The sequence below is a fragment of the Haloplanus sp. C73 genome (genome assembly GCF_051195115.1).
Taxonomy (GTDB): Archaea; Halobacteriota; Halobacteria; order Halobacteriales; family Haloferacaceae; genus Haloplanus.
In genome coordinates, this window is record NZ_JBNTJZ010000001.1 from 587,397 (window position 1) to 604,387 (window position 16,991).

At 68.2% G+C, this 16,991-nt stretch carries 19 protein-coding genes and 1 tRNA gene; 10 read left to right on the forward strand and 10 right to left on the reverse strand.

Going from position 1 to position 16,991, the window contains the following annotated elements; translation table 11 throughout:
- Positions 1-291 precede the first annotated feature (291 nt).
- The 4 genes from ACQUSQ_RS03135 to ACQUSQ_RS03150 are packed head-to-tail and all read left to right on the forward strand — an operon-like array spanning position 292 to position 3,797.
- Complete coding sequence (locus tag ACQUSQ_RS03135; protein ID WP_435067041.1) at positions 292-1,320, forward strand: Mrp/NBP35 family ATP-binding protein; 1,029 nt, start codon at positions 292-294, stop codon at positions 1,318-1,320.
- Positions 1,321-1,363: 43 nt separating this feature from the next.
- Positions 1,364-2,005, forward strand: coding sequence for a uracil-DNA glycosylase (locus ACQUSQ_RS03140; protein ID WP_435067042.1), 642 nt, complete (start codon positions 1,364-1,366; stop codon positions 2,003-2,005).
- Positions 2,006-2,054: 49 nt separating this feature from the next.
- Complete coding sequence (locus ACQUSQ_RS03145; protein ID WP_435067043.1) at positions 2,055-2,810, forward strand: hypothetical protein; 756 nt, start codon at positions 2,055-2,057, stop codon at positions 2,808-2,810.
- A 39-nt stretch (positions 2,811-2,849) separates the two neighbouring features.
- Positions 2,850-3,797, forward strand: a complete 948-nt coding sequence (locus tag ACQUSQ_RS03150) for a hypothetical protein (protein ID WP_435067044.1) — start codon at positions 2,850-2,852, stop codon at positions 3,795-3,797.
- Positions 3,798-3,800: 3 nt separating this feature from the next.
- Here the strand turns inward: ACQUSQ_RS03150 and ACQUSQ_RS03155 are convergent, their stop codons facing one another.
- On the reverse strand, positions 3,801-3,944 hold the full coding sequence (locus ACQUSQ_RS03155; protein WP_435067045.1) for a DUF7557 family protein: 144 nt from the start codon (positions 3,942-3,944) through the stop codon (positions 3,801-3,803).
- A gap of 420 nt (positions 3,945-4,364) precedes the next feature.
- Between ACQUSQ_RS03155 and ACQUSQ_RS03160 the strand changes: the two genes are divergently transcribed.
- Positions 4,365-4,757, forward strand: coding sequence for a winged helix-turn-helix transcriptional regulator (locus tag ACQUSQ_RS03160; RefSeq protein ID WP_435067046.1), 393 nt, complete (start codon positions 4,365-4,367; stop codon positions 4,755-4,757).
- Between the two features lie 190 nt (positions 4,758-4,947).
- Positions 4,948-5,253 (forward strand): putative quinol monooxygenase, encoded by a 306-nt coding sequence (locus ACQUSQ_RS03165; RefSeq protein ID WP_435067047.1) that lies wholly within the window; start codon positions 4,948-4,950, stop codon positions 5,251-5,253.
- A 112-nt stretch (positions 5,254-5,365) separates the two neighbouring features.
- Here the strand turns inward: ACQUSQ_RS03165 and ACQUSQ_RS03170 are convergent, their stop codons facing one another.
- Both ACQUSQ_RS03170 and ACQUSQ_RS03175 read right to left on the reverse strand, forming a co-directional pair.
- Positions 5,366-5,641 (reverse strand): hypothetical protein, encoded by a 276-nt coding sequence (locus ACQUSQ_RS03170; protein WP_435067048.1) that lies wholly within the window; start codon positions 5,639-5,641, stop codon positions 5,366-5,368.
- A gap of 186 nt (positions 5,642-5,827) precedes the next feature.
- A complete protein-coding gene (locus ACQUSQ_RS03175; protein ID WP_435067049.1) occupies positions 5,828-6,199 on the reverse strand; it encodes a hypothetical protein in 372 nt (123 codons plus the stop codon).
- On the opposite strand from ACQUSQ_RS03175, the gene ACQUSQ_RS03180 reads away from it, so the two are divergent.
- Positions 6,198-6,380: a hypothetical protein gene (locus tag ACQUSQ_RS03180; RefSeq protein WP_435067050.1), complete on the forward strand. Its 183-nt coding sequence runs from the start codon at positions 6,198-6,200 to the stop codon at positions 6,378-6,380. The genes ACQUSQ_RS03175 and ACQUSQ_RS03180 overlap by 2 nt on opposite strands.
- A gap of 295 nt (positions 6,381-6,675) precedes the next feature.
- On the opposite strand, the gene ACQUSQ_RS03185 is transcribed toward ACQUSQ_RS03180, so the two are convergent.
- A tRNA-Arg gene (locus ACQUSQ_RS03185) sits at positions 6,676-6,750 on the reverse strand.
- Between the two features lie 93 nt (positions 6,751-6,843).
- On the opposite strand from ACQUSQ_RS03185, the gene ACQUSQ_RS03190 reads away from it, so the two are divergent.
- Together ACQUSQ_RS03190 and ACQUSQ_RS03195 are read left to right on the forward strand one after the other, a co-directional pair.
- Entirely contained in the window at positions 6,844-7,797 is a 954-nt protein-coding gene (locus tag ACQUSQ_RS03190; RefSeq protein WP_435067051.1) for an ATP-binding cassette domain-containing protein, read from the forward strand.
- The gene (locus ACQUSQ_RS03195) at positions 7,794-8,546 is read left to right on the forward strand and encodes an ABC transporter permease (protein ID WP_435067052.1); all 753 of its coding nucleotides are present in this window, start codon (positions 7,794-7,796) and stop codon (positions 8,544-8,546) included. Before ACQUSQ_RS03190 ends, ACQUSQ_RS03195 begins: the two co-directional genes overlap by 4 nt.
- Positions 8,547-8,561: 15 nt before the next feature.
- Here ACQUSQ_RS03195 and ACQUSQ_RS03200 read toward each other — a convergent pair whose 3' ends face one another.
- The 4 genes from ACQUSQ_RS03200 to ACQUSQ_RS03215 all read right to left on the reverse strand — a co-directional run bounded on the left by ACQUSQ_RS03200 (position 8,562) and on the right by ACQUSQ_RS03215 (position 12,478).
- Positions 8,562-10,070, reverse strand: a complete 1,509-nt coding sequence (locus tag ACQUSQ_RS03200; protein ID WP_435067053.1) for a PH domain-containing protein — start codon at positions 10,068-10,070, stop codon at positions 8,562-8,564.
- Positions 10,067-10,477: a PH domain-containing protein gene (locus ACQUSQ_RS03205; RefSeq protein WP_435067265.1), complete on the reverse strand. Its 411-nt coding sequence runs from the start codon at positions 10,475-10,477 to the stop codon at positions 10,067-10,069. Before ACQUSQ_RS03205 ends, ACQUSQ_RS03200 begins: the two co-directional genes overlap by 4 nt.
- 123 nt (positions 10,478-10,600) lie before the next feature.
- On the reverse strand, positions 10,601-11,701 hold the full coding sequence (locus ACQUSQ_RS03210; protein WP_435067054.1) for an aminotransferase class V-fold PLP-dependent enzyme: 1,101 nt from the start codon (positions 11,699-11,701) through the stop codon (positions 10,601-10,603).
- A gap of 39 nt (positions 11,702-11,740) precedes the next feature.
- The gene (locus tag ACQUSQ_RS03215) at positions 11,741-12,478 is read right to left on the reverse strand and encodes a DUF7260 family protein (protein ID WP_435067055.1); all 738 of its coding nucleotides are present in this window, start codon (positions 12,476-12,478) and stop codon (positions 11,741-11,743) included.
- Positions 12,479-12,727: 249 nt separating this feature from the next.
- On the opposite strand from ACQUSQ_RS03215, the gene ACQUSQ_RS03220 reads away from it, so the two are divergent.
- Entirely contained in the window at positions 12,728-13,636 is a 909-nt protein-coding gene (locus tag ACQUSQ_RS03220; RefSeq protein ID WP_435067056.1) for a DUF4349 domain-containing protein, read from the forward strand.
- Here ACQUSQ_RS03220 and ACQUSQ_RS03225 read toward each other — a convergent pair whose 3' ends face one another.
- Both ACQUSQ_RS03225 and ACQUSQ_RS03230 read right to left on the reverse strand, forming a co-directional pair.
- A complete protein-coding gene (locus ACQUSQ_RS03225; RefSeq protein WP_435067057.1) occupies positions 13,637-15,523 on the reverse strand; it encodes a DEAD/DEAH box helicase in 1,887 nt (628 codons plus the stop codon). It abuts the gene before it with no gap.
- A 40-nt stretch (positions 15,524-15,563) separates the two neighbouring features.
- Positions 15,564-16,928: an NtaA/DmoA family FMN-dependent monooxygenase gene (locus tag ACQUSQ_RS03230; RefSeq protein ID WP_435067058.1), complete on the reverse strand. Its 1,365-nt coding sequence runs from the start codon at positions 16,926-16,928 to the stop codon at positions 15,564-15,566.
- Positions 16,929-16,991 lie beyond the last annotated feature (63 nt).

Consider the following 16,991-nt stretch of genomic DNA (forward strand, 5'->3'; position numbering starts at 1 on the left):
ACTCCGTTGCGGTGCTTGCGTCGTCCGGGCACGCCGAGACACCGGCCCCTTTCAGTCCCGCCCGCGTCGACTGGCTGACCGGCTGCCGCCGGGCGGGACTGAAAGGGGCGACTCGCTGGAGGAAGGAAGCCGACGCAAGCACCGCAGGCCGAAGGCCGAGGAGCACAGCGAGGCTCCCGACTCCAGCGAGTCGGGGCTTTCGAGGTGGTCCCAAATGCATCCGCTTATCTGAACACTGCCTCGCTTGGGTGTGACAAAACCCTTATCCGCGCCTCACACCCACCCTGAGACATGGACGAAGCCGACGTACGGGCGGTTCTCGGCCGGGTCGAGGACCCGGACCTCGGCGACGACATCGTGTCGCTCGGGCTGGTCAACGCCGTCGCCGTCGAGGACGGCGTCGCGAAGGTGTCGCTCGCCCTCGGCGCCCCCTACGCGCCGACCGAACGCGACATCGCCACGGACGTCCGGGAGGCACTCGCCGAGGCCGGATTGGAGGCCGAACTCACGGCGAAACAGCCGACCGCCCTCCGCGACGACGACGTGTTGCCCGGCGTGAAAAACATCGTCGCCGTCGCCTCGGGCAAGGGCGGCGTCGGGAAATCGACCGTCGCCGTCAACCTCGCCGCCGGCCTCTCGAAACTCGGCGCGCGCGTCGGCCTGTTCGACACCGACGTCTACGGCCCCAACGTCCCCCAGATGCTCGGCTCCGAGGAGTCGCCGACGACCACCGAGGACGACACCATCATTCCGCCGGAGCGCCACGGCGTGAAACACATTAGCATGGGCTATCTCGTCGGCGAAGACGACCCCGTCATCTGGCGGGGACCGATGGTCCATCAGGTGCTCACCCAACTCGTCGACGACGTGGAGTGGGGCGAACTCGACTATCTCGTTCTCGACCTGCCGCCCGGCACGGGCGACACTCAACTCACCATCCTCCAGACGCTCCCCCTGACCGGTGCGGTCATCGTCACGACGCCCGAGGAGGTGGCCATCGACGACGCGCGGAAAGGCGTCGAGATGTTCGGCCGGCACGACACGAACGTCCTCGGTCTCGTCGAGAACATGAGTTCGTTCGTCTGCCCGGATTGTGGGAGCCAACACGACGTGTTCGGCTCCGGCGGGGGACAGGCGCTCGCCGAGGCCACCGACGTCCCGTATCTCGGTGGCGTCCCCCTCGACCCCGAGATTCGAACCGGCGGCGAGCCGATGGTGCTGACAGACGACAACGCGACGGCCGACGCCTTCCGCGTCGTCACCGAAGACGTGGCCAACCACGTTGGCATCGTCAACCGTCGGCGCGTCTCGGAAACCTGACGCTGTCCGACTGCTTTTGTGCGCGGAGGGTCGAAGTGAGCACGTGGACCCAGCACAGGAGTCTCCCGAGAACCCGTTCGGCATGGACACCGACTGCCAGAACTGCACCGACCTCTGTGACGCGCGCACGAACGTCGTCCACGGGTACGGCGACGCGGGCGCGGAGTTCCTGTTCGTCGGCGGCCGACCCGGCCCCGGCGCGGACCGAACCGGCATCCCCTTCACCGGCGACGAGGCCGGCCGCCGCCTCCAGCGTATCCTCGGCGAGCTAGGCTTTTCGAACTCGTCGCCCGACGCCGAGCGACCGGAACTCGACAACGCCTACCTCACCTACCTCACTCGCTGTCGGCATCCGGACCGCGGCCCGACCGACGAGGAGATAACCACCTGCGACCCCTATCTCACCGCCGACCTCCGGATGATAAACCCGGAGATTATCGTCCCCGTCGGCACGACGGCGCTTCGCGGCGTCGCCGTCGAACACACGACGCGCGACCCCGAGACGCTCGACGCCGCCGAGTCCCACGCCACGACGATTCGGGGCCGCGGCTTCGAACTCGTGCCGATGCGCGCTCTCGACGAACAGACCGACGCCGAGACCGAGGCGTTCATCGAACATCTCGCCGAGTCCGTGTTGGGGCGAGACTACCGGCAGACCAAGGGCCGGAGCGGCGCGCACGACTGACTCTCCGCCGGACCGGCGCGTTCAAGGGCGCGCCGCCACGAGCGAAGATATGACCACCATCGCCGTCCTGGCAGACCCGCCGCGGACGGGCCTCGTCGCCACCGAACTCGCCGCGACCAGCCCACTGAGCGAGGCCGCGGCCGCGCAGTGGTACGAGGCCGTCCTGAAAGACATCCTCGTCGCCGTCGACCGCTCCGGCGGCGACTTGCTCGTCAACTACCGCCCCGACGATATGCTCCCCGACGACCACGTCACGGAGACGGCGTCCGAGGCGGCGGTGCGAGCCGTCGCGGCGTCGGCGCTCGAAGACCTCGACGACGTCCGGTTCGAGCCACAGGTCGGGTCGTCGGTCGACGCGCGCGCCGGCAACACCGTCACGCACCTCCTTCGCGAGGAGGCGGTCAACTCCGCGGCCGTCGTCGAGCCGACGATTCCCTTCCTCACGCGCCCGCTCATCGACAACGCGGCGATGAAGCTCCGGCGCTCTGCAGTCGTCCTCGGCACCTCGACTCGCGGCCGGGCGTACTACGCGGGCTTCACCGAGCCCATCGACTTCACGGACGCCTTTGCCGACCCCGCACTGGAGACGCTGACCGCCCGCGGGCGAGACGTTGGCGAGGAGGTCGACTTCCTCCCGGTCCAACCCGTCGTCGAGACGGGCACCGACCTCCTCGACGCCCTCCCCATCCTGAACGCGCGCGTCGGCGCCGAGCGCGCCGTCCCGGTGCATACGGCCACCGTCGTCGACGAACTCGGGCTCCGGGTCGCTCGCGACGACGACGAGCCACGGTTGGTCGTCGACTAGGCTTGGTTTTCTTCCGTCCGACGCCCTAATTTTGAATCGATGGTGAATCGCCGGTCCTACCTGCAGGGCGGCGCCGTGTTCGCACTCGGCGTGGGCGGAGTGGTCGACCGCCTCGCGTCGATGACCGAACACCGCTGGACGCGCGTGCAGACGCCGACCAGTCGCGCCCTCTACGCCGCTACGAAGGCGGCGTCCACGCAGTTCGCCGCCGGGAGCAACGGCATCGTCCTCCAGCGAACGAACGACGGGTGGACGGTCGTCCGACGCAACGGCCCCAGCGGGAACGGCAACAACCTCCGGGCGCTCGGCGTGACCGACGACGGCGCCCGCCTCTGGATGGCCGGCGCGAGCGGCGCCCTCGGCGAGTACGACGTCGACGCCGACGAACTCACCGACCACACGGCGCCGGACGACGTGACGGACACCTTCACCGCGCTCTCGGTTGCGGGGTCGGGCGACGAGCCGACCGTCTACGTCGCCGACGCCTCGGGGTCGGTCCACGTCTCGCGCGACGGCGGCGGGTCGTGGACGCATCTGACCCCCGGTTCGGGCGCGACGATTCACGATATCCACTGCTACGGGGAAACGAGTGGCGTCCTCGTCGACGGGAACGGGCAGGCCTTCGAGACGACGACCGGGACCGACTGGCGACGCGCCGGCCTCGACACCGACGACCACCTCGCCGCAGTCGACGCCCACGGGGCCGACGACGCTCACGTCGTCGGAACGCGAGTTCACGAGCGAACCGGCGACGGCTGGAGCGCCACCGACGTGACGGAGGCGGCGCTCAACGACGTGACCGTCTGCACCTGCGGCTGTATCCACGCCGTCGGCGCGAACGGAACTATCGCCCACTATCCGGGCGAGGAGATGGGACACGCCGACGGGTGGCAGGTGTCGACGCCGACGGCGACGACGCTTCACGGCGTCGCCCTCGGTCACCCACACGTCGCCGTCGGCGAGTCGGGAGCTATCTTCGAGAAGTGACGCCTACAGGCCGGAGTCGGTGAACCGGCCTTCCTGCTCGTAGATGTTCACGAGTTCCTCGATGAACTCCTCAACCGATTCGTCCTCGGCGCGGTGGTTCTCCAGCCGGTCTGCGAGTTCGTCGCTGAGTTCGACCGTTCGTGGCATGGGTCAACTGTCTCCCTCCAAGGGTTAAAATCCCAGCCAAGTCAGACATCGACTACCGCTTCGCGTGGCAGTTCGGCCGAGCACGAGATACATCCGGAGAGCACGGACGATGGTCGGCGTCGGCCAGTACGCCGTGACCCACGGGAGGCACGCCCGCGCATCGACAACCTGTTTTCGGGTTGGTAACGCGTCGTGAAGAAATTCCCTCGGTGAGTGTACTCGTGTCCTCCCGAGCCACACGGCGACAGTAGATGTTAGTTAGAATGAAATTATTGGTGCTTGTAGATAACTAACGAGCGACAATGGACTCCGCCTCGTCTGACGACGCGCCGGGTATCGTCCGGGCCGATATCGAATTACGTTGCGTTATCTGATTTCTCTGGGTGACTATTATAGCGTCCCCGGCCGTATGGAACGAGCATGAGCGACGATACTGAGAGGGAATCTACCGCCACCCAACTCGAAGTGTGGTGTGCCGGTGAGGACTGGTGCCCGGTGACGTCGACGGCGTCGCTCCTCAGCAAGAAGTGGCACCCCGTAATCATTCATCGACTGCTCGAACACGGACCGAGCGGGTTCAACGACCTCAAAACGGAGGTGGACGGTATTTCGAGCAAAGTCCTCTCGAGTAGCCTCGACGACCTCGAAGAGAAACAAATCGTCGACCGCGAGATTATCAGCGAAAAACCGGTTCGGGTGCAGTACTCGCTCACGGAACACGGCCAGTCGCTCGAACCGGTGATTTTCTCGATGCGCGACTGGGGTCTCGAACATCTCACGGACCCCGACGACGACGAGTCGTCGGTCGTATAGGAACCTGTCGAGCGCCGCGAGCGGACACAATCTTCCTGAGGCGCCGAAACTCGCCGCCGGCCGCGGATAGGACAGTCAGAATCGTCGGGACGGCACAGACCGCCGGTGTTGCGTGAGTTTCCGTCCTCGTGCGACGGTGCCGCACATCTGCCAAGCGCATATACGCCCACGTCTCTCGGCTAGGAGTGTAATGCTCGTCGTCCACGCGACGTTTCCGATAGACCCGGCCCACCGCGAGCGAGCGGTCGAACTGATGCGAGAACTTGCCGAACAGTCCCGAGCAGAGGATGGGATTATCGACTATCGGGTCACCACCGACATCGACGACCCGAACCTGTTCCGATTCGTCGAACAGTACGAAGACGAAGCGGCGTTCGGCGCCCACGTCGAGACGGACCACTTCGCCGAGTTCGAGGCCGCACTCCCCGACTTGCTCGACGGCGAACCCGACGTGACCCGCTTCGACGTCGAGAGCGTCAGCGACGTCGAACTGTAGGGCAGGCGACAGCCAACGCAATCCGTATAAATGGCCGGCGGTGCCGTAGCCGGCACGCACAGCCACGTCTTCATCCTCGCCAGAAATACGTCGAATACGCGGTCTGCGGCGCTTACCCGCCGGCGCGCAGCGCTTTCTGCGCGAACTCCTCGATGAGTGGGTCCAGAACGTCGGGATCGCCCTCGAAGACGAGGTCGACCTGTGTCAGCGTCATCGACGGCCCGATACCGACAGTCTGTGCCGAGAGGTCGGCCACCCAGTCGTCCGCCTCGACACGGCCGTCGTCCACCTGTTCGGCGCCGAGCGTTTCGAGATACTTGATTGAGAGTCGTTTCGAGATGCCGCGGAACGAGCGCTCCCGTCGTACCCAATGTTCGTTCGCATTCATGCGTTTTGCAGCCCCCAGAGAGGAATTCGTACTCGGAAATCCATACCGTGAGGCAGACGCTCTAGTATCAAAAGCCACGGGGCGATGTGCAGCAACTGCACACGACCGACCGCATCCGCGACGATCAGAGCCGAGCGACAGCCGTGCGCTATGCGTGTCGCCAGAAGCGACGTGGAGGGCGACAACCTACGTCGACATCGCGTACGCGATGGTGAGGGGAATCGCGTAGACGACGTGACCGAGCGTCGAGACGATAGTCGCCGGGAACGCGACGTTCGGGAACGGGGGCGCAGCGGGGAAGCCGACGGCGGCGAGCCACAGGGGCATCACGAGCACCGCGAGGACGAGCGTCGTCAAGATGCCGTAGCCGACGCCGAGACCGACTGCACCGGTGAATTCGCGGGCCGGTTCACGCAGCGGTCCGAACTGGACGAGCGCGACGTACGCGAGGCCGAGGACGACACCGTGGAACTGGTGAATCGCCCAGCCCGCGAGCACCGCTGGGCCTTCGATACCGTACATCGCCGGGATGACCACCTCCAGCAGTGGAGCCGGCATGACGAACATCATCATCAACCCGAAGAGGATGCTCCCGACGAATCCGCCGGCCGCTCCGGCGAGCCATTGCGTCGACGTTACGGACGATACTGACGAGACCGTTGTGGTATTGGTTGCCATAGTTGCCTCCACGCTGGACGACACAACCCAGACTAATATCAGCTGGCTAACTGATTGGTGAGTAGGTTACCGTGACGAAATGTCGGAATGCAACCGGGTGTTCATACTCGAGGGCGGGTAAACGAGCTCGCGATGACAGGGGGCGGGCACACTCACTGCTGGACCGTGACCAGCGAGGCTAGCCCCCAATCGTCATCGTTCGGCGGTCGTGAATGAGTAGACGGCACTGTTAGGCGACGGAACATGGGGATAGGCGCTACAGGATTCGAACCACGGTCGTTTCGCGTCGCTCCATCCCCTGATTCAACTCCGTCACGGTACATCACCCGCTCCTCATTTCGTTCGTCGCAGGAAGATGGGCGCTGCAGGATTTGAACCCGCGACAATCTGGTCCGAAGCCAGACACTCTGTCCAGGCTGAGCTAAGCGCCCTCGATGCAAACTCGGGTGGTGGTGAGACATAAATGGACCGATTCACTCGCCCGAAACAGAACCCTTACTGTCACACCGACGCCAGCGTCGGGTATGGTCGAGGCCGAAGCGAAATCCGAGACGGCGCCGGCGCTCGTCGCCGAGGACGTACGCAAACGCTACGGTGACACCGTGGCGCTCGACGGCGTGTCGCTCTCCGTTCCCGAGGGTGAAGTGTTCGGGCTCGTCGGCCCGAACGGCGCGGGCAAGACGACGCTCGTCCGCGCGCTGACGGGGACGACCCGGTGTGACGGCGAGATATACGTCCTCGGAGCGGCGCCAGCGAGCGTCGACCCCGACCGCATCAGCCTCCTCCCGCAGTCGTTTCACCCCGCAGACCGCCTCACGGCGCGCGAACTCATCGAATACTACGCCGGCCTCTACGACGACCCGCGGAGCGTCGACGGCGTCCTCGACGACGTGGGGCTCACGGACACAGCCGAAACGTGGTACGAGAACCTCTCCGGGGGGCAGCAGCGCCGCGCCTGTGTGGGGACGGCGCTGGTCAACGACCCCGACGTCCTCTTTCTGGACGAACCGACGACGGGCATCGACCCCGCGGGTCGGCGCTCGCTCTGGTCGCTCGTCGAGGAACTGGCGGCGGGTGGGACGACGGTGTTGCTCACCAGTCACTCGATGGCCGAAGTCGAGCGCCTCGCCGACCGCGTGGGACTGCTTCGCGACGGGAGCCTCGTCGCCGTCGGGTCGCCGACGGAGTTAATCGACACCCACGCCGGCGACAGTCACCTGCTCGTGGAGGGCCGGAACCTCGACGCGAGCGCCGTCGCCGACGCAGTGGGCGCGACTGTCGACGACCGCGACGGAACTCTCGTCGTCCGAAACGTCGCGCTCGCGGACGTCGGGCGCGTCGTCGACGACCTGAAGAGCGCGGGCGTCGACGTCGAGTCGTTCACGTGGAGCGAGCCGAGTCTGGAGGACGTCTACCTCCAGTTGACCGGCGACGCGCTGGACGACGGAGCGAAGGCGACGCTGGAGGCCGAGCGATGAGCCGGGGTCGCCGGATTCGCTCGGCGTTCGTCGCCGCACTCCGAGCGTTCGTCCGCCGGAAGACGGCGGTCTTTTTCACCTTCTTCTTCCCGGTGTTGCTGATACTGATTTTCGGGGCGCTGGTCCAGACACAGCCGACGGGTGGCGGCCTCTTCGCCCGCGAACCGGCGTACTACCTGCCGGCGTATCTCGGCGTCGTCGTGGTGTTCACGCCGCTCTCGCGGGTGGGAAGCACCATCGCCCGCCACCGCGACGGCAACCGCTTCGAGAAACTGGCGACGACGCCACTGCGGCGCTGGGAGTGGCTCTTCGCCCACACGCTCGTCAACGTCGGCATCATCGGCCTCGCGGGCCTGCTCCTGTTCGGGCTGGTTCTGGTCGTGACGGGGGCGTCCGTCGTCGGCGGCCCGGCACTGCTGGCACTCCTTCCGCTGGTCGCCTTCGGCGTCGCGCTGTTCTGTGGCCTCGGCTCCGTCATCGGCCGGGTCGCGGACTCACAGGACGGCGTCATCGCCGCCAGCAACGCCGTCGCGCTCCCGGTGTGGATGCTCTCGGAGACGTTCGTCCCGCCGTCGATGCTCCCGGCGTGGTTCCGCCCCGTGACTTCGCTCTCGCCGCTGACGTACTTCTCGCGCGGCGTGCGCGAGGCGACTGCGGGCGTCGCCCCGACGACCAATCTGGTCGTTCTCGGCGTCGTCTCCCTCGCGGTGTTCGTCGTCGGCGCCGTCGCCGTCCCGCGAACCGAGTGAGCGGGCGCCGCGCCGTCAGCCGTCGCTCGTCGTGTCCGAGCGCTCGGCGTCTATCCACCCGCGCCGGGCTGCGAGCGCCTCCCGAAGCCGGGTTTCGAGTGTCGCTCGGAGGTCGGTCGCCGTCGCCTCGTCGACGTCGACTGCGGCGGCGGCGTTGCCGCCGAGCGAGTTCGACCCCGCCGTGTCGGCGGTGACCGTCGCGACGCTCCACCGCCGCTGGAACACCGTCCGCGAGTCGATGACGGTCTGAATCCGGTAGTACGGGACGACCCTGATTCGCCGGCGGAAGAAGCCGTTTCGGGTGACGATGTGGTGGTCGCCGAGCCAGACGCCCCGGTGGCGCCACGTGAGGTGGGCGCCGATGGGCGCGAGCGGCGCCAGCGCGAGCGGGGCGTACGCCGGCCACGGGAGCGACCACCCCATGACGGTGACGACGCCGTAGAGGAGTGCGGTGAGCACGCCGAGGACGAGCAGATAGCGGAGCGTGTACCGGCGGCGCACCCGCTTGGGCGGGCGCTCGAACGACGGCGAGCCGAACGGCTCGATGCGGTTGGCGAGGCCGAACACCCGGTCGCGGCTCGCGAGCGGGACGGCGGCTTCGGACCCGCTCTCGCCCGCGCCGGGCGCGTAGCCCGCCGTCTCGATGTGGAGCGACGCGTACCCGAACCAGCGCTTCAGCGGGTCGTCGGTGATGGTCAGCGTCTGCACCTTATCCAGCGGAATCGACCCGTCGTAGCGGCGCAACAGCCCTCGCTCGTACTGGAGTTCGTCCTCGATTCGCGTCAGCCGGAACTCGTAGTAGTTGAGGATGGCCGCGGCGGCACCCCCGAGCCACGAGACGAGGACGATGACGAGGGCGGCGGCGACGAGGCCGACGACGGCGACCGGTAGGCCAGTGCCGGGCGGTAGGGCCGACGACAGCGCGGGCATACTCCCCGAGACGAGGACGAAGAGGAGGCCCGGAATCCGAACGTCAAAGGAGAGCGCGCCGACGAGCGCAAGTTCGCGCGGCGACAGTGCAAACAACTCTGTCTCCTCTGTCGTCCTGTCGGCGGTTCCCTCGTCCGACTCGGTGTCGACGTCCTGTTTCCGGCGTCGGACCTCGCGCTGGAGGCGCTTTGCTTCCTCGAACGTGACGTAGCGGAGGGAGGCTTCCGTCTCGCTTCCGCCCGCCGTCTCGAAGTCGACGGCGGCGATGCCGAGGAGGCGCTGGACGACGTTCCGGCTGATGTCGACGTTCTGGACGCGCCGAATCGGAATTTCGCGGTTGCGCCGGGAGACGACGCCGGAGCGAATGTCGAGCGTGTCGGTGCCGAGCGCGTAGTCGAATCGGCGGTAGTAGGCGATTTCGTAGCCGACGAGGAGGCAGGCCCCGAGCGCTATCAGCGCGGTGGCGATTGAGTCGCCGTTGGGGCCGAGCACTGCCGACGCGCCGGAGAAGAGTATGAAGGCGGTGACGGCGAGGCCGCCCCCGCGCTCGACGATGCGGTAGGGCACCGAGCGTGGCGAGAGCGACCGACTCATACGGCGTCCTCGCCCTCCGCGCGGATGGCGAGACGCTTCAGTCGCTCGCGCAGGTCGTCGGCGCCCTCCGGCGTCAGCCCCGGAATGGCCACGTCGGCGCCCCGCGACCCCGCGGTGTAGACGACGGTGCTTGCGAGACCGACGAGTCGCTCCAGCGGGCCGCGAGAGGAGTCGACGTGCTGGATGCGGACGAACGGAACCACCGTTCGGACGCGCGTGAACACGCCGCGTTCGAGATAGAGGGCATCGTCGCGCACCTCGTAGCGCCACACCCGATACCGCGCCAGCGCGACGCCCACGCCAAAGACGAGGACGGCGAGCGAGGCGGCGACGGGGACCCACCACGGAACGACGGGTAGCAGTCGGGACGCGGCCAGAGAGACAATGCCGACGACGGCGGCGGCGATGACGGCCTGCCCCACCCAGATGACGCGAATCCGAGGGTCGAGGCGGTTCACGCGGCACCTCCAGCGTGGCGCTCAATCATGCCTACGGCTTCCGGTCGGCGCGGCAAATAGGTGCCGGGCGCGTCACAGCGCGTCGAGGAGGGCGTCGACGTCGCCGGCGGTGTTGAAGACGTGGACCGATGCCCGCACCGCGTCGGGATAGGGGAGCGACCGGATGTGGATACCCTCGTCGGCGAGGCGGTCGACCAGCGCCTCGGGGTCCTCGGCGGTGAAGGTCACCAGCCCCGATTCGTACGGTCGGGGACTGAGGAGACGGTCGCCGAGGCCATCTTTCAGGCGGTCGGTCAGACGCTCGATGCGGTCGGTGATGGTGTCGTAGCCGACCGACTCCACGATGTCGATGGCCTCGGTCAGCCCGCGGTAGGGCGCCGGCGACGTCGTCCCGACTTCGAGTCGGGGTGCGCCGGCGGTGAGTTCCAAGTCGAGCGCGCCGGGGTCGACGACGCTTCGATACCCCGCGACGCCGGGCGTCAGGTCGTCGGCCACCTCGCGGTCGACGTAGAGGAAGCCGGCGCCCCACGGCCCGAGGAGCCACTTGTGGCCCGCGGCGGCGACGAAGTCGGCGCCCCAGTCCCCGACGTCGACCGGGACTTGCCCCGGCGACTGCACGCCGTCGACGAGGACGAGCGTATCCTGCTCGTGGGCGATGTCGACGATGTCGGCGATGGGGAGTCGGGTCCCGTAGTTCCACGTGATGGAGTTCAGACAGAGCAGGCGCGCGTCGGCGACGGCGTCGGCGAGTTCGTCGAGGTCGATTCGGCCCGCCTCGGTTTCGAGGACGTGCACCTCGACGCCGCGGTCACGGAGGTTCCACCACGGAATCACGCCCGCGGAGTGTTCGAGGTCGGTCCGCACGACCACGTCGCCGGGCGACCAGTCGAGGGCGGCCGCGACGCGGGCGATGCCGTCCGCGGTGCTCTCGGTGAGCGCGATTTCCTCGGGGGCGGCGCCGAGGAAGTCGGCGACTGCGGCCCGCGTCTCGTCGAACACCTCGAACGCGGCGGGGTAGGCGCCCTCGGCGACGGGCGCGACGAACTCGTGATGCTCCTGAAAGTCGGTCGTCGCGTCGACGACGGGACGGGGGGCCGGCCCAGACGCGCCGGTGTTGAAGTAGACGTCGTGGTCACAGACCGGAATCGACGCCCGGAGGTCTTCGGGTCGCATACCCCACCGTCGGGCGGGCGGCCACCTCAACGTTTCCCGTCAGGCCGTCGACGCCAGCGCGCGCTCGACTCGCTGCCGGCGCTCTGCTACCCGCTCGCCGACCGTCGCCAGCGTCGCGAGGACGGGGTACGGCGTCGGCAGGTCCGCGTAGAGATACTCACTCAGGTCGGCGGGGACGCCGGGCAGGTCGCTCCGGTGGCCGCGGATGGTCTCCTGTCGACGTCTGGCGATGCCGTCGATGCGGGCTTCGAGGTCCCGGAGGTCCGACCACGCCCGCCGCAGGTCGTCGAATCGCCGCCTCGGCGAGCCGTCGCCGCCCGGTATCGCCGACCGGACCGCCGCCACGTCGCTCGCGGCCGCGTCGAGCGACGCCGCCTCGCGGTCCAGCACGTCGAGAAACTCCTCGCGCTCGTCTCGGGCCGACACCGCCGCGGCGCGGACGGCGTTCCGGACGGTCGGCGTCAGCGCCGCGCCGTTCAGGAGCGCGGCGGCGAGGTCGTCCCCGAACTCGGCCGCGAGGCTCTCCGCGAGCGTGTCGCCGTACTCCTCCTCGTAGTGAGGGACGCTCATCACCGTCTCCGCGTACACCTCGCGGACGCGTTCGAGCGACCGGTCGGACTGTCGCTGGTCAGCCACGAGCGACGGCCCGACCGAGACGGTCACCGTCGACAGGTCGGCGACGCGGCGGTCGAACGCCATCAGCGCGTCGCGCTCGGCGGCGATAGAGACCCGTTCGTCGGCGACCGCATCGAGTGCGGCGTCTATCCGCTCGCTCATTCCCACGCGCGCCGTCGCGGTCGGTCACCGCCGGTCGGCGACGGTCTCCCCGTCGCAGCGGCGGTCGGCAGCCGAGGCGCGCGGCCTCTGCGGTCGGTCGTCATACGTCGACACTATCGTTATGTCACGATAAAAATAACGTATATAATATATAGTTCGCTCCCCTGAGAAACGGACCCGTACGCGTCGGTCAAACGCCCGTTTGTGTCTTGGTGGACACTTTTCCATACCCGTGGTGTACGCCGGAGTATGGCCCACTCACGAACGGTCGTCGTACTGCTCACGGCGCTCGTCCTTCTCGCCGGATGCAGCGGCGCGAGCGGCGGCGCAGAGGTAAGTGGCGGGGACTCCTCGGTCGCGGTGACTGCCGAGCAAGCGGGCGGTGGCAGCGGCGGCGGGAGCGCCGACGCCGAGTACGGCGCCACCGCCGGCGACGCCACGAACGTCGCCACCGGGCGCTCGATAATCCGCACCGGCGAGGTCCGCCTCCAAGTCGACGACTACGAATCGTCGCGTTCGAACCTGACGGCCGCCGTCGAGGCGCGCGGCGGCTACGTCGCCGACACCGCACAGCAGGTCCACGACAGCGACGACACGCCGTGGACGTCCGGCCGGGTCGTCCTCCGGGTGCCCGCCGAGAACTTCTCGGAGACGATGACCGTCGTCGAGCGCGAGGGCGAGGTCCTCGAATCCCGAACCTCGACGCAGGACGTGACCGACCAAGTGGTCGACCTGCAGGCGCGACTCGACAATCTCCGCGCCGAGCGTGACCGCCTGCGCCAACTCTATCAGCGCGCCAACGACACGGAGGACGTCCTCGCCGTCGAGCGGCGGCTCTCGGAAGTGCAGACTGAAATCGAGCAGACGGAGGCGCAGTTGCAGAGTCTCGAACGCCGGGTCGCCTACTCGACCATCACCGTCGAGATGAGTGAGCCACGCCCCGACCGCGTCGCGCCCGACCAGTGGTACGACACGCCCGTCCTCGCCGCGTTCCTCGAATCCGTTCACGGCGTCGGCGTCGTCCTCCGCGCCGCCGTCGTCGCCGCGGCGTACATCGCCCCCTACCTGCTCGTCTTCCTCACGCCCTTCGCGGTGGCCGGCGGCCTGCTCTATCGCTACCGGCACCGACTCCCCGGCGGTCGCGACGGCGAGAACTGACTATAGCCGCGCCCGAACCGCCCGGAAGGGCACCTCGGACTCGGCGTCGACGACGCGGGCGATGGCGTCCGCCGCCCCCAGCAACCACTCCGCCCGCTCGATGCGGGACTCCAAATCGCCGGGGCCGATGCGGAACCGCTCGACCAAGTCCGCGGCGCTTGCACCCTCGGTCCACTCGTGGAGGATGCGCGCCGTCTTCACCGCGGTCAGCCACTCCTCGAACGCCTCCGTCTCCCCCATCTTCGTCGTGAACTCGTCGGCGTGAGTCTGGGCGAACCGATACATATCCGCCCGCTCGCGATTTCCGAGGTAGGTGTCTGGCATATCCGGCGTGTCACAGACGATTTCGAGCGCGGTCAGCCGCGTCACCGACGCGGCCGCAGTCCGGACGCCGTCGACGATGCGCGCACCCGTCTCGGGCGTGACGTACTGTTTCGACACCTGTTTCCCGAGGTCCGTCGCCCGCAACCCGCCGTCGTCGACGAGCATCTCCATCTCCGCGAGGTCAGTCACCGCGGTGTCGAGGACGCCGCTCAGCCGCTCGGTCGGCGTTCCGTGAGCGAAGAACGTCGCGTCGAGGAGGTCAAGCACGCCAGCCCGCGAATCGGCGAAGCCGGAGGCGACGACCGAGAGGACGTGGGTTCGGAGCGCGTTCGGGTCCGCAAGTTTCGACTCGACCCGCTCGGGGTCGGCCTCGACGTACCGCTCCCACAGGTCGTCGCGCGTGGTCGAATCCCCGACTAACACCGCCTCGCCGTAGGGGTCGAGGTGGGGACGGCCCGCCCGGCCACACATCTGGTGGACTTCGAGCGTCGGCAGCCACTCCATCCCCGACCCCGTGTACCGCTTCTGGTCGCGGATGACGACTCGGCGCGCGGGGACGTTGACCCCCGCTGCGAGCGTCGGCGTCGCACAGATGGCGCGGAGGTCCCGGTCGCGGAACGCCCGCTCGACGGCGACGCGGTGGTCGCTCCGCAGGCCCGCGTGGTGGAAGGCGACGCCGCCCTCGATGCACTCCGCGAGTCGGCGCCCCGTCTCCGTCCCGTCGAGGTCACGCACCTCCTCGGCCACGTCGGGCGACGAGCCGAGTCCAGACAGGCGCTCGGCCAGCGTCTCCGCCTCGCGGCGCGACCGGACGAACGCGAGCGCCTGCGCGCCGTCAGCGACCGTCTCGGAGACGAGGGCATCCGTCGCATCGGTGGCGTCGTCGGGGTCGCCGGGGACCGACAGGTCGTGGACGGCGTCGCTGTCGAAGCGCACCGACTCGTCGGCGTAGACACCCGTCCGAAGGTCGACGGGGCGCCACGTCGACTGCACGAGGCGGGCGTCCAGCCAGTCGGCTATCTCGTCCGGGTTCGCCACCGTCGCCGAGAGCGCGACGATTTGGACGCCCGGTGCCCGGCGCTGGAGGGTGGCAAGCGTCACCTCCAAGGTCGGCCCGCGACCCTCGCTCCCCACGAGATGCACCTCGTCGACGACGACACAGGCGAGGTCAGAAATCCAGTCGGCGCCGTTGCGGATGGCCGAATCCACCTTCTCGCTCGTGGCGACGACGATGTCGTTGTCGGCGAGGTCGGCCGCGGCCGAATCGAAATCGCCCGTCGAGATGCCGACGCTCACGCCGGGCAGCGCGTCGAACGTCTCGTACTTCTCGCGGGCGAGCGCCCGGAGCGGGACGATGTAGAGTCCGGGGCCGTCGGCGGTCAGCATCGCCAGCGTCGCGACGAAAGTCTTGCCGCTCGCGGTGGGGACGGCGGCGACGAGGCGGCGCCCCTCGGTGACGCCCGCCTCCACCGCCGCGACCTGTGGCGGGTAGAGTTCCTCGATGCCCTGTGACTCGAAGTGGTCGATGACGGCCGCCGACAGGGGCAGGTCCCGGACGCGCATGCCAGTTCTGGGCCGGCATCACACCTAAATCCACGGTCCGTCAGCGCTCTCCCTGCTCGGGAGCGACCTCCCACGCGCGGTGCGACGCCGCGAGGGTGGGGTCCTCGCGGTCGAACAGTCGCTCTCGGAGGGTCCGGGGCGCCGTCGGCGGCGACTCGGGAAGCAGCCCGCGGGAACGGAGTTCGGGGACGAGATGGTCGCAGACGGCCTCGAACGACCGGGGGACGAGCGGCGCCAGTACGACGAGGCCGTCCGCGCCGGCCGCGTGCCACTGCGCCAGTTCGTCCGCGACGCTCGCGCCGTCGCCCACCAGTTCGACGGCCGGATATCGGGCGTAGCGTTTCGCCGCCTCGCCGACCGTCCACTCTCGGTCGTCATCGATAAAGACCTTCAGCGCGCCGCGGATGCCCTCGACGGGCAGGTCGGCCAGCGGCGCGTCGGGGTCGTACTGACTGTAGTCGTGATTGAAGTGATTCGACAAGCGAACCAGTCCCGTCTCGGGGTCGATGTAGTCGATGACGCGGTCGTACAGCGACTCGGCGTCCGACTCGGTGGGCGCGACGTAGGGCGTGACCGCCGGGAAGAAGCGAATGTCGTCGCGCGACCGCCCGTACTCGGCCGCCCGGTCGACGATATCGGCGACGTAGTCCTCGAACCCTCCGCGGCTGAGATGAAACGAGAAGGTCGCCTCGGCGTGTTTCGCGGCGAACTCCCGGCCGCGTTCGGACTGCCCCGCCTGAAACAGCATCGGCGTCCGCTGTGGCGACGGCGCACACATGTGCGGCCCCGGAACCTCGAAATACTCGCCGTCGTGGTCGATGAAGGAGACGGCATCGGGGTCGGCGTAGGTGCCACTCGCCCGCTCCGTGACGACGGCGTCGGCGTCCCAGCTATGTTCCCAGAGCCGATAGCAGACGTCGAGATACTCGTCGGCAACCTCGTAGCGCTCGTCGTGGGCGACGTACTCGCCGACGACGTTGCGAAACTCCAACTCCCCCGACGACGTGACGACGTTCCAACCCAAGCGACCGTCGGTGAGGTGGTCGATGGTCGAGAGTTTCTTCGCGAGAAGGTAGGGCGGATAGAACGACGTCGAGGCGGTGGCGATTAGACCGAGGCTGTCGGTCGCCGCCCCCAGCGCCGACAGCAGGGGCAACGGGTCGTTCTCGGGGAACTGCTCGCCGCGACGGACCGTCGGTCGGATGCTTCCCCGATACTGCGACGCCACGTTGAACGCGTCCGCGAAAAACAGCGCCGAGAACCCGCCTCGCTCCAGTCGGCGCGCGAGGTCAGTCCAGAAGTCGACGTCGCAGTACCCCGCCGCCTGCCCGTGGTCCGGGGCTTTCCACGCGTCCTCGACGGCCGGCGAGTGAGCGCAGTTCGTGTACGCGATGAGGTCGAGCATATTCTCCACAAGGAATCATCGACCGGTTAAATCTTCGCCCGCTGGTCGACGATGAGACGCACC

Coding starts and splice junctions, on each gene's coding strand:
- ACQUSQ_RS03135 (WP_435067041.1), top strand. CDS start 292: ATGGACGAAGCCGACGTACGGGCGGTTCTCGGCCGGGTCGAGGACCCG.
- ACQUSQ_RS03145 (WP_435067043.1), top strand. CDS start 2,055: ATGACCACCATCGCCGTCCTGGCAGACCCGCCGCGGACGGGCCTCGTC.
- ACQUSQ_RS03150 (WP_435067044.1), top strand. CDS start 2,850: ATGGTGAATCGCCGGTCCTACCTGCAGGGCGGCGCCGTGTTCGCACTC.
- ACQUSQ_RS03155 (WP_435067045.1), bottom strand. CDS start 3,944: ATGCCACGAACGGTCGAACTCAGCGACGAACTCGCAGACCGGCTGGAG.
- ACQUSQ_RS03160 (WP_435067046.1), top strand. CDS start 4,365: ATGAGCGACGATACTGAGAGGGAATCTACCGCCACCCAACTCGAAGTG.
- ACQUSQ_RS03165 (WP_435067047.1), top strand. CDS start 4,948: ATGCTCGTCGTCCACGCGACGTTTCCGATAGACCCGGCCCACCGCGAG.
- ACQUSQ_RS03170 (WP_435067048.1), bottom strand. CDS start 5,641: ATGAATGCGAACGAACATTGGGTACGACGGGAGCGCTCGTTCCGCGGC.
- ACQUSQ_RS03180 (WP_435067050.1), top strand. CDS start 6,198: ATGACGAACATCATCATCAACCCGAAGAGGATGCTCCCGACGAATCCG.
- ACQUSQ_RS03175 (WP_435067049.1), bottom strand. CDS start 6,199: ATGCCGGCTCCACTGCTGGAGGTGGTCATCCCGGCGATGTACGGTATC.
- ACQUSQ_RS03190 (WP_435067051.1), top strand. CDS start 6,844: ATGGTCGAGGCCGAAGCGAAATCCGAGACGGCGCCGGCGCTCGTCGCC.
- ACQUSQ_RS03195 (WP_435067052.1), top strand. CDS start 7,794: ATGAGCCGGGGTCGCCGGATTCGCTCGGCGTTCGTCGCCGCACTCCGA.
- ACQUSQ_RS03200 (WP_435067053.1), bottom strand. CDS start 10,070: ATGAGTCGGTCGCTCTCGCCACGCTCGGTGCCCTACCGCATCGTCGAG.
- ACQUSQ_RS03210 (WP_435067054.1), bottom strand. CDS start 11,701: ATGCGACCCGAAGACCTCCGGGCGTCGATTCCGGTCTGTGACCACGAC.
- ACQUSQ_RS03215 (WP_435067055.1), bottom strand. CDS start 12,478: ATGAGCGAGCGGATAGACGCCGCACTCGATGCGGTCGCCGACGAACGG.
- ACQUSQ_RS03220 (WP_435067056.1), top strand. CDS start 12,728: ATGGCCCACTCACGAACGGTCGTCGTACTGCTCACGGCGCTCGTCCTT.
- ACQUSQ_RS03225 (WP_435067057.1), bottom strand. CDS start 15,523: ATGCGCGTCCGGGACCTGCCCCTGTCGGCGGCCGTCATCGACCACTTC.
- ACQUSQ_RS03230 (WP_435067058.1), bottom strand. CDS start 16,928: ATGCTCGACCTCATCGCGTACACGAACTGCGCTCACTCGCCGGCCGTC.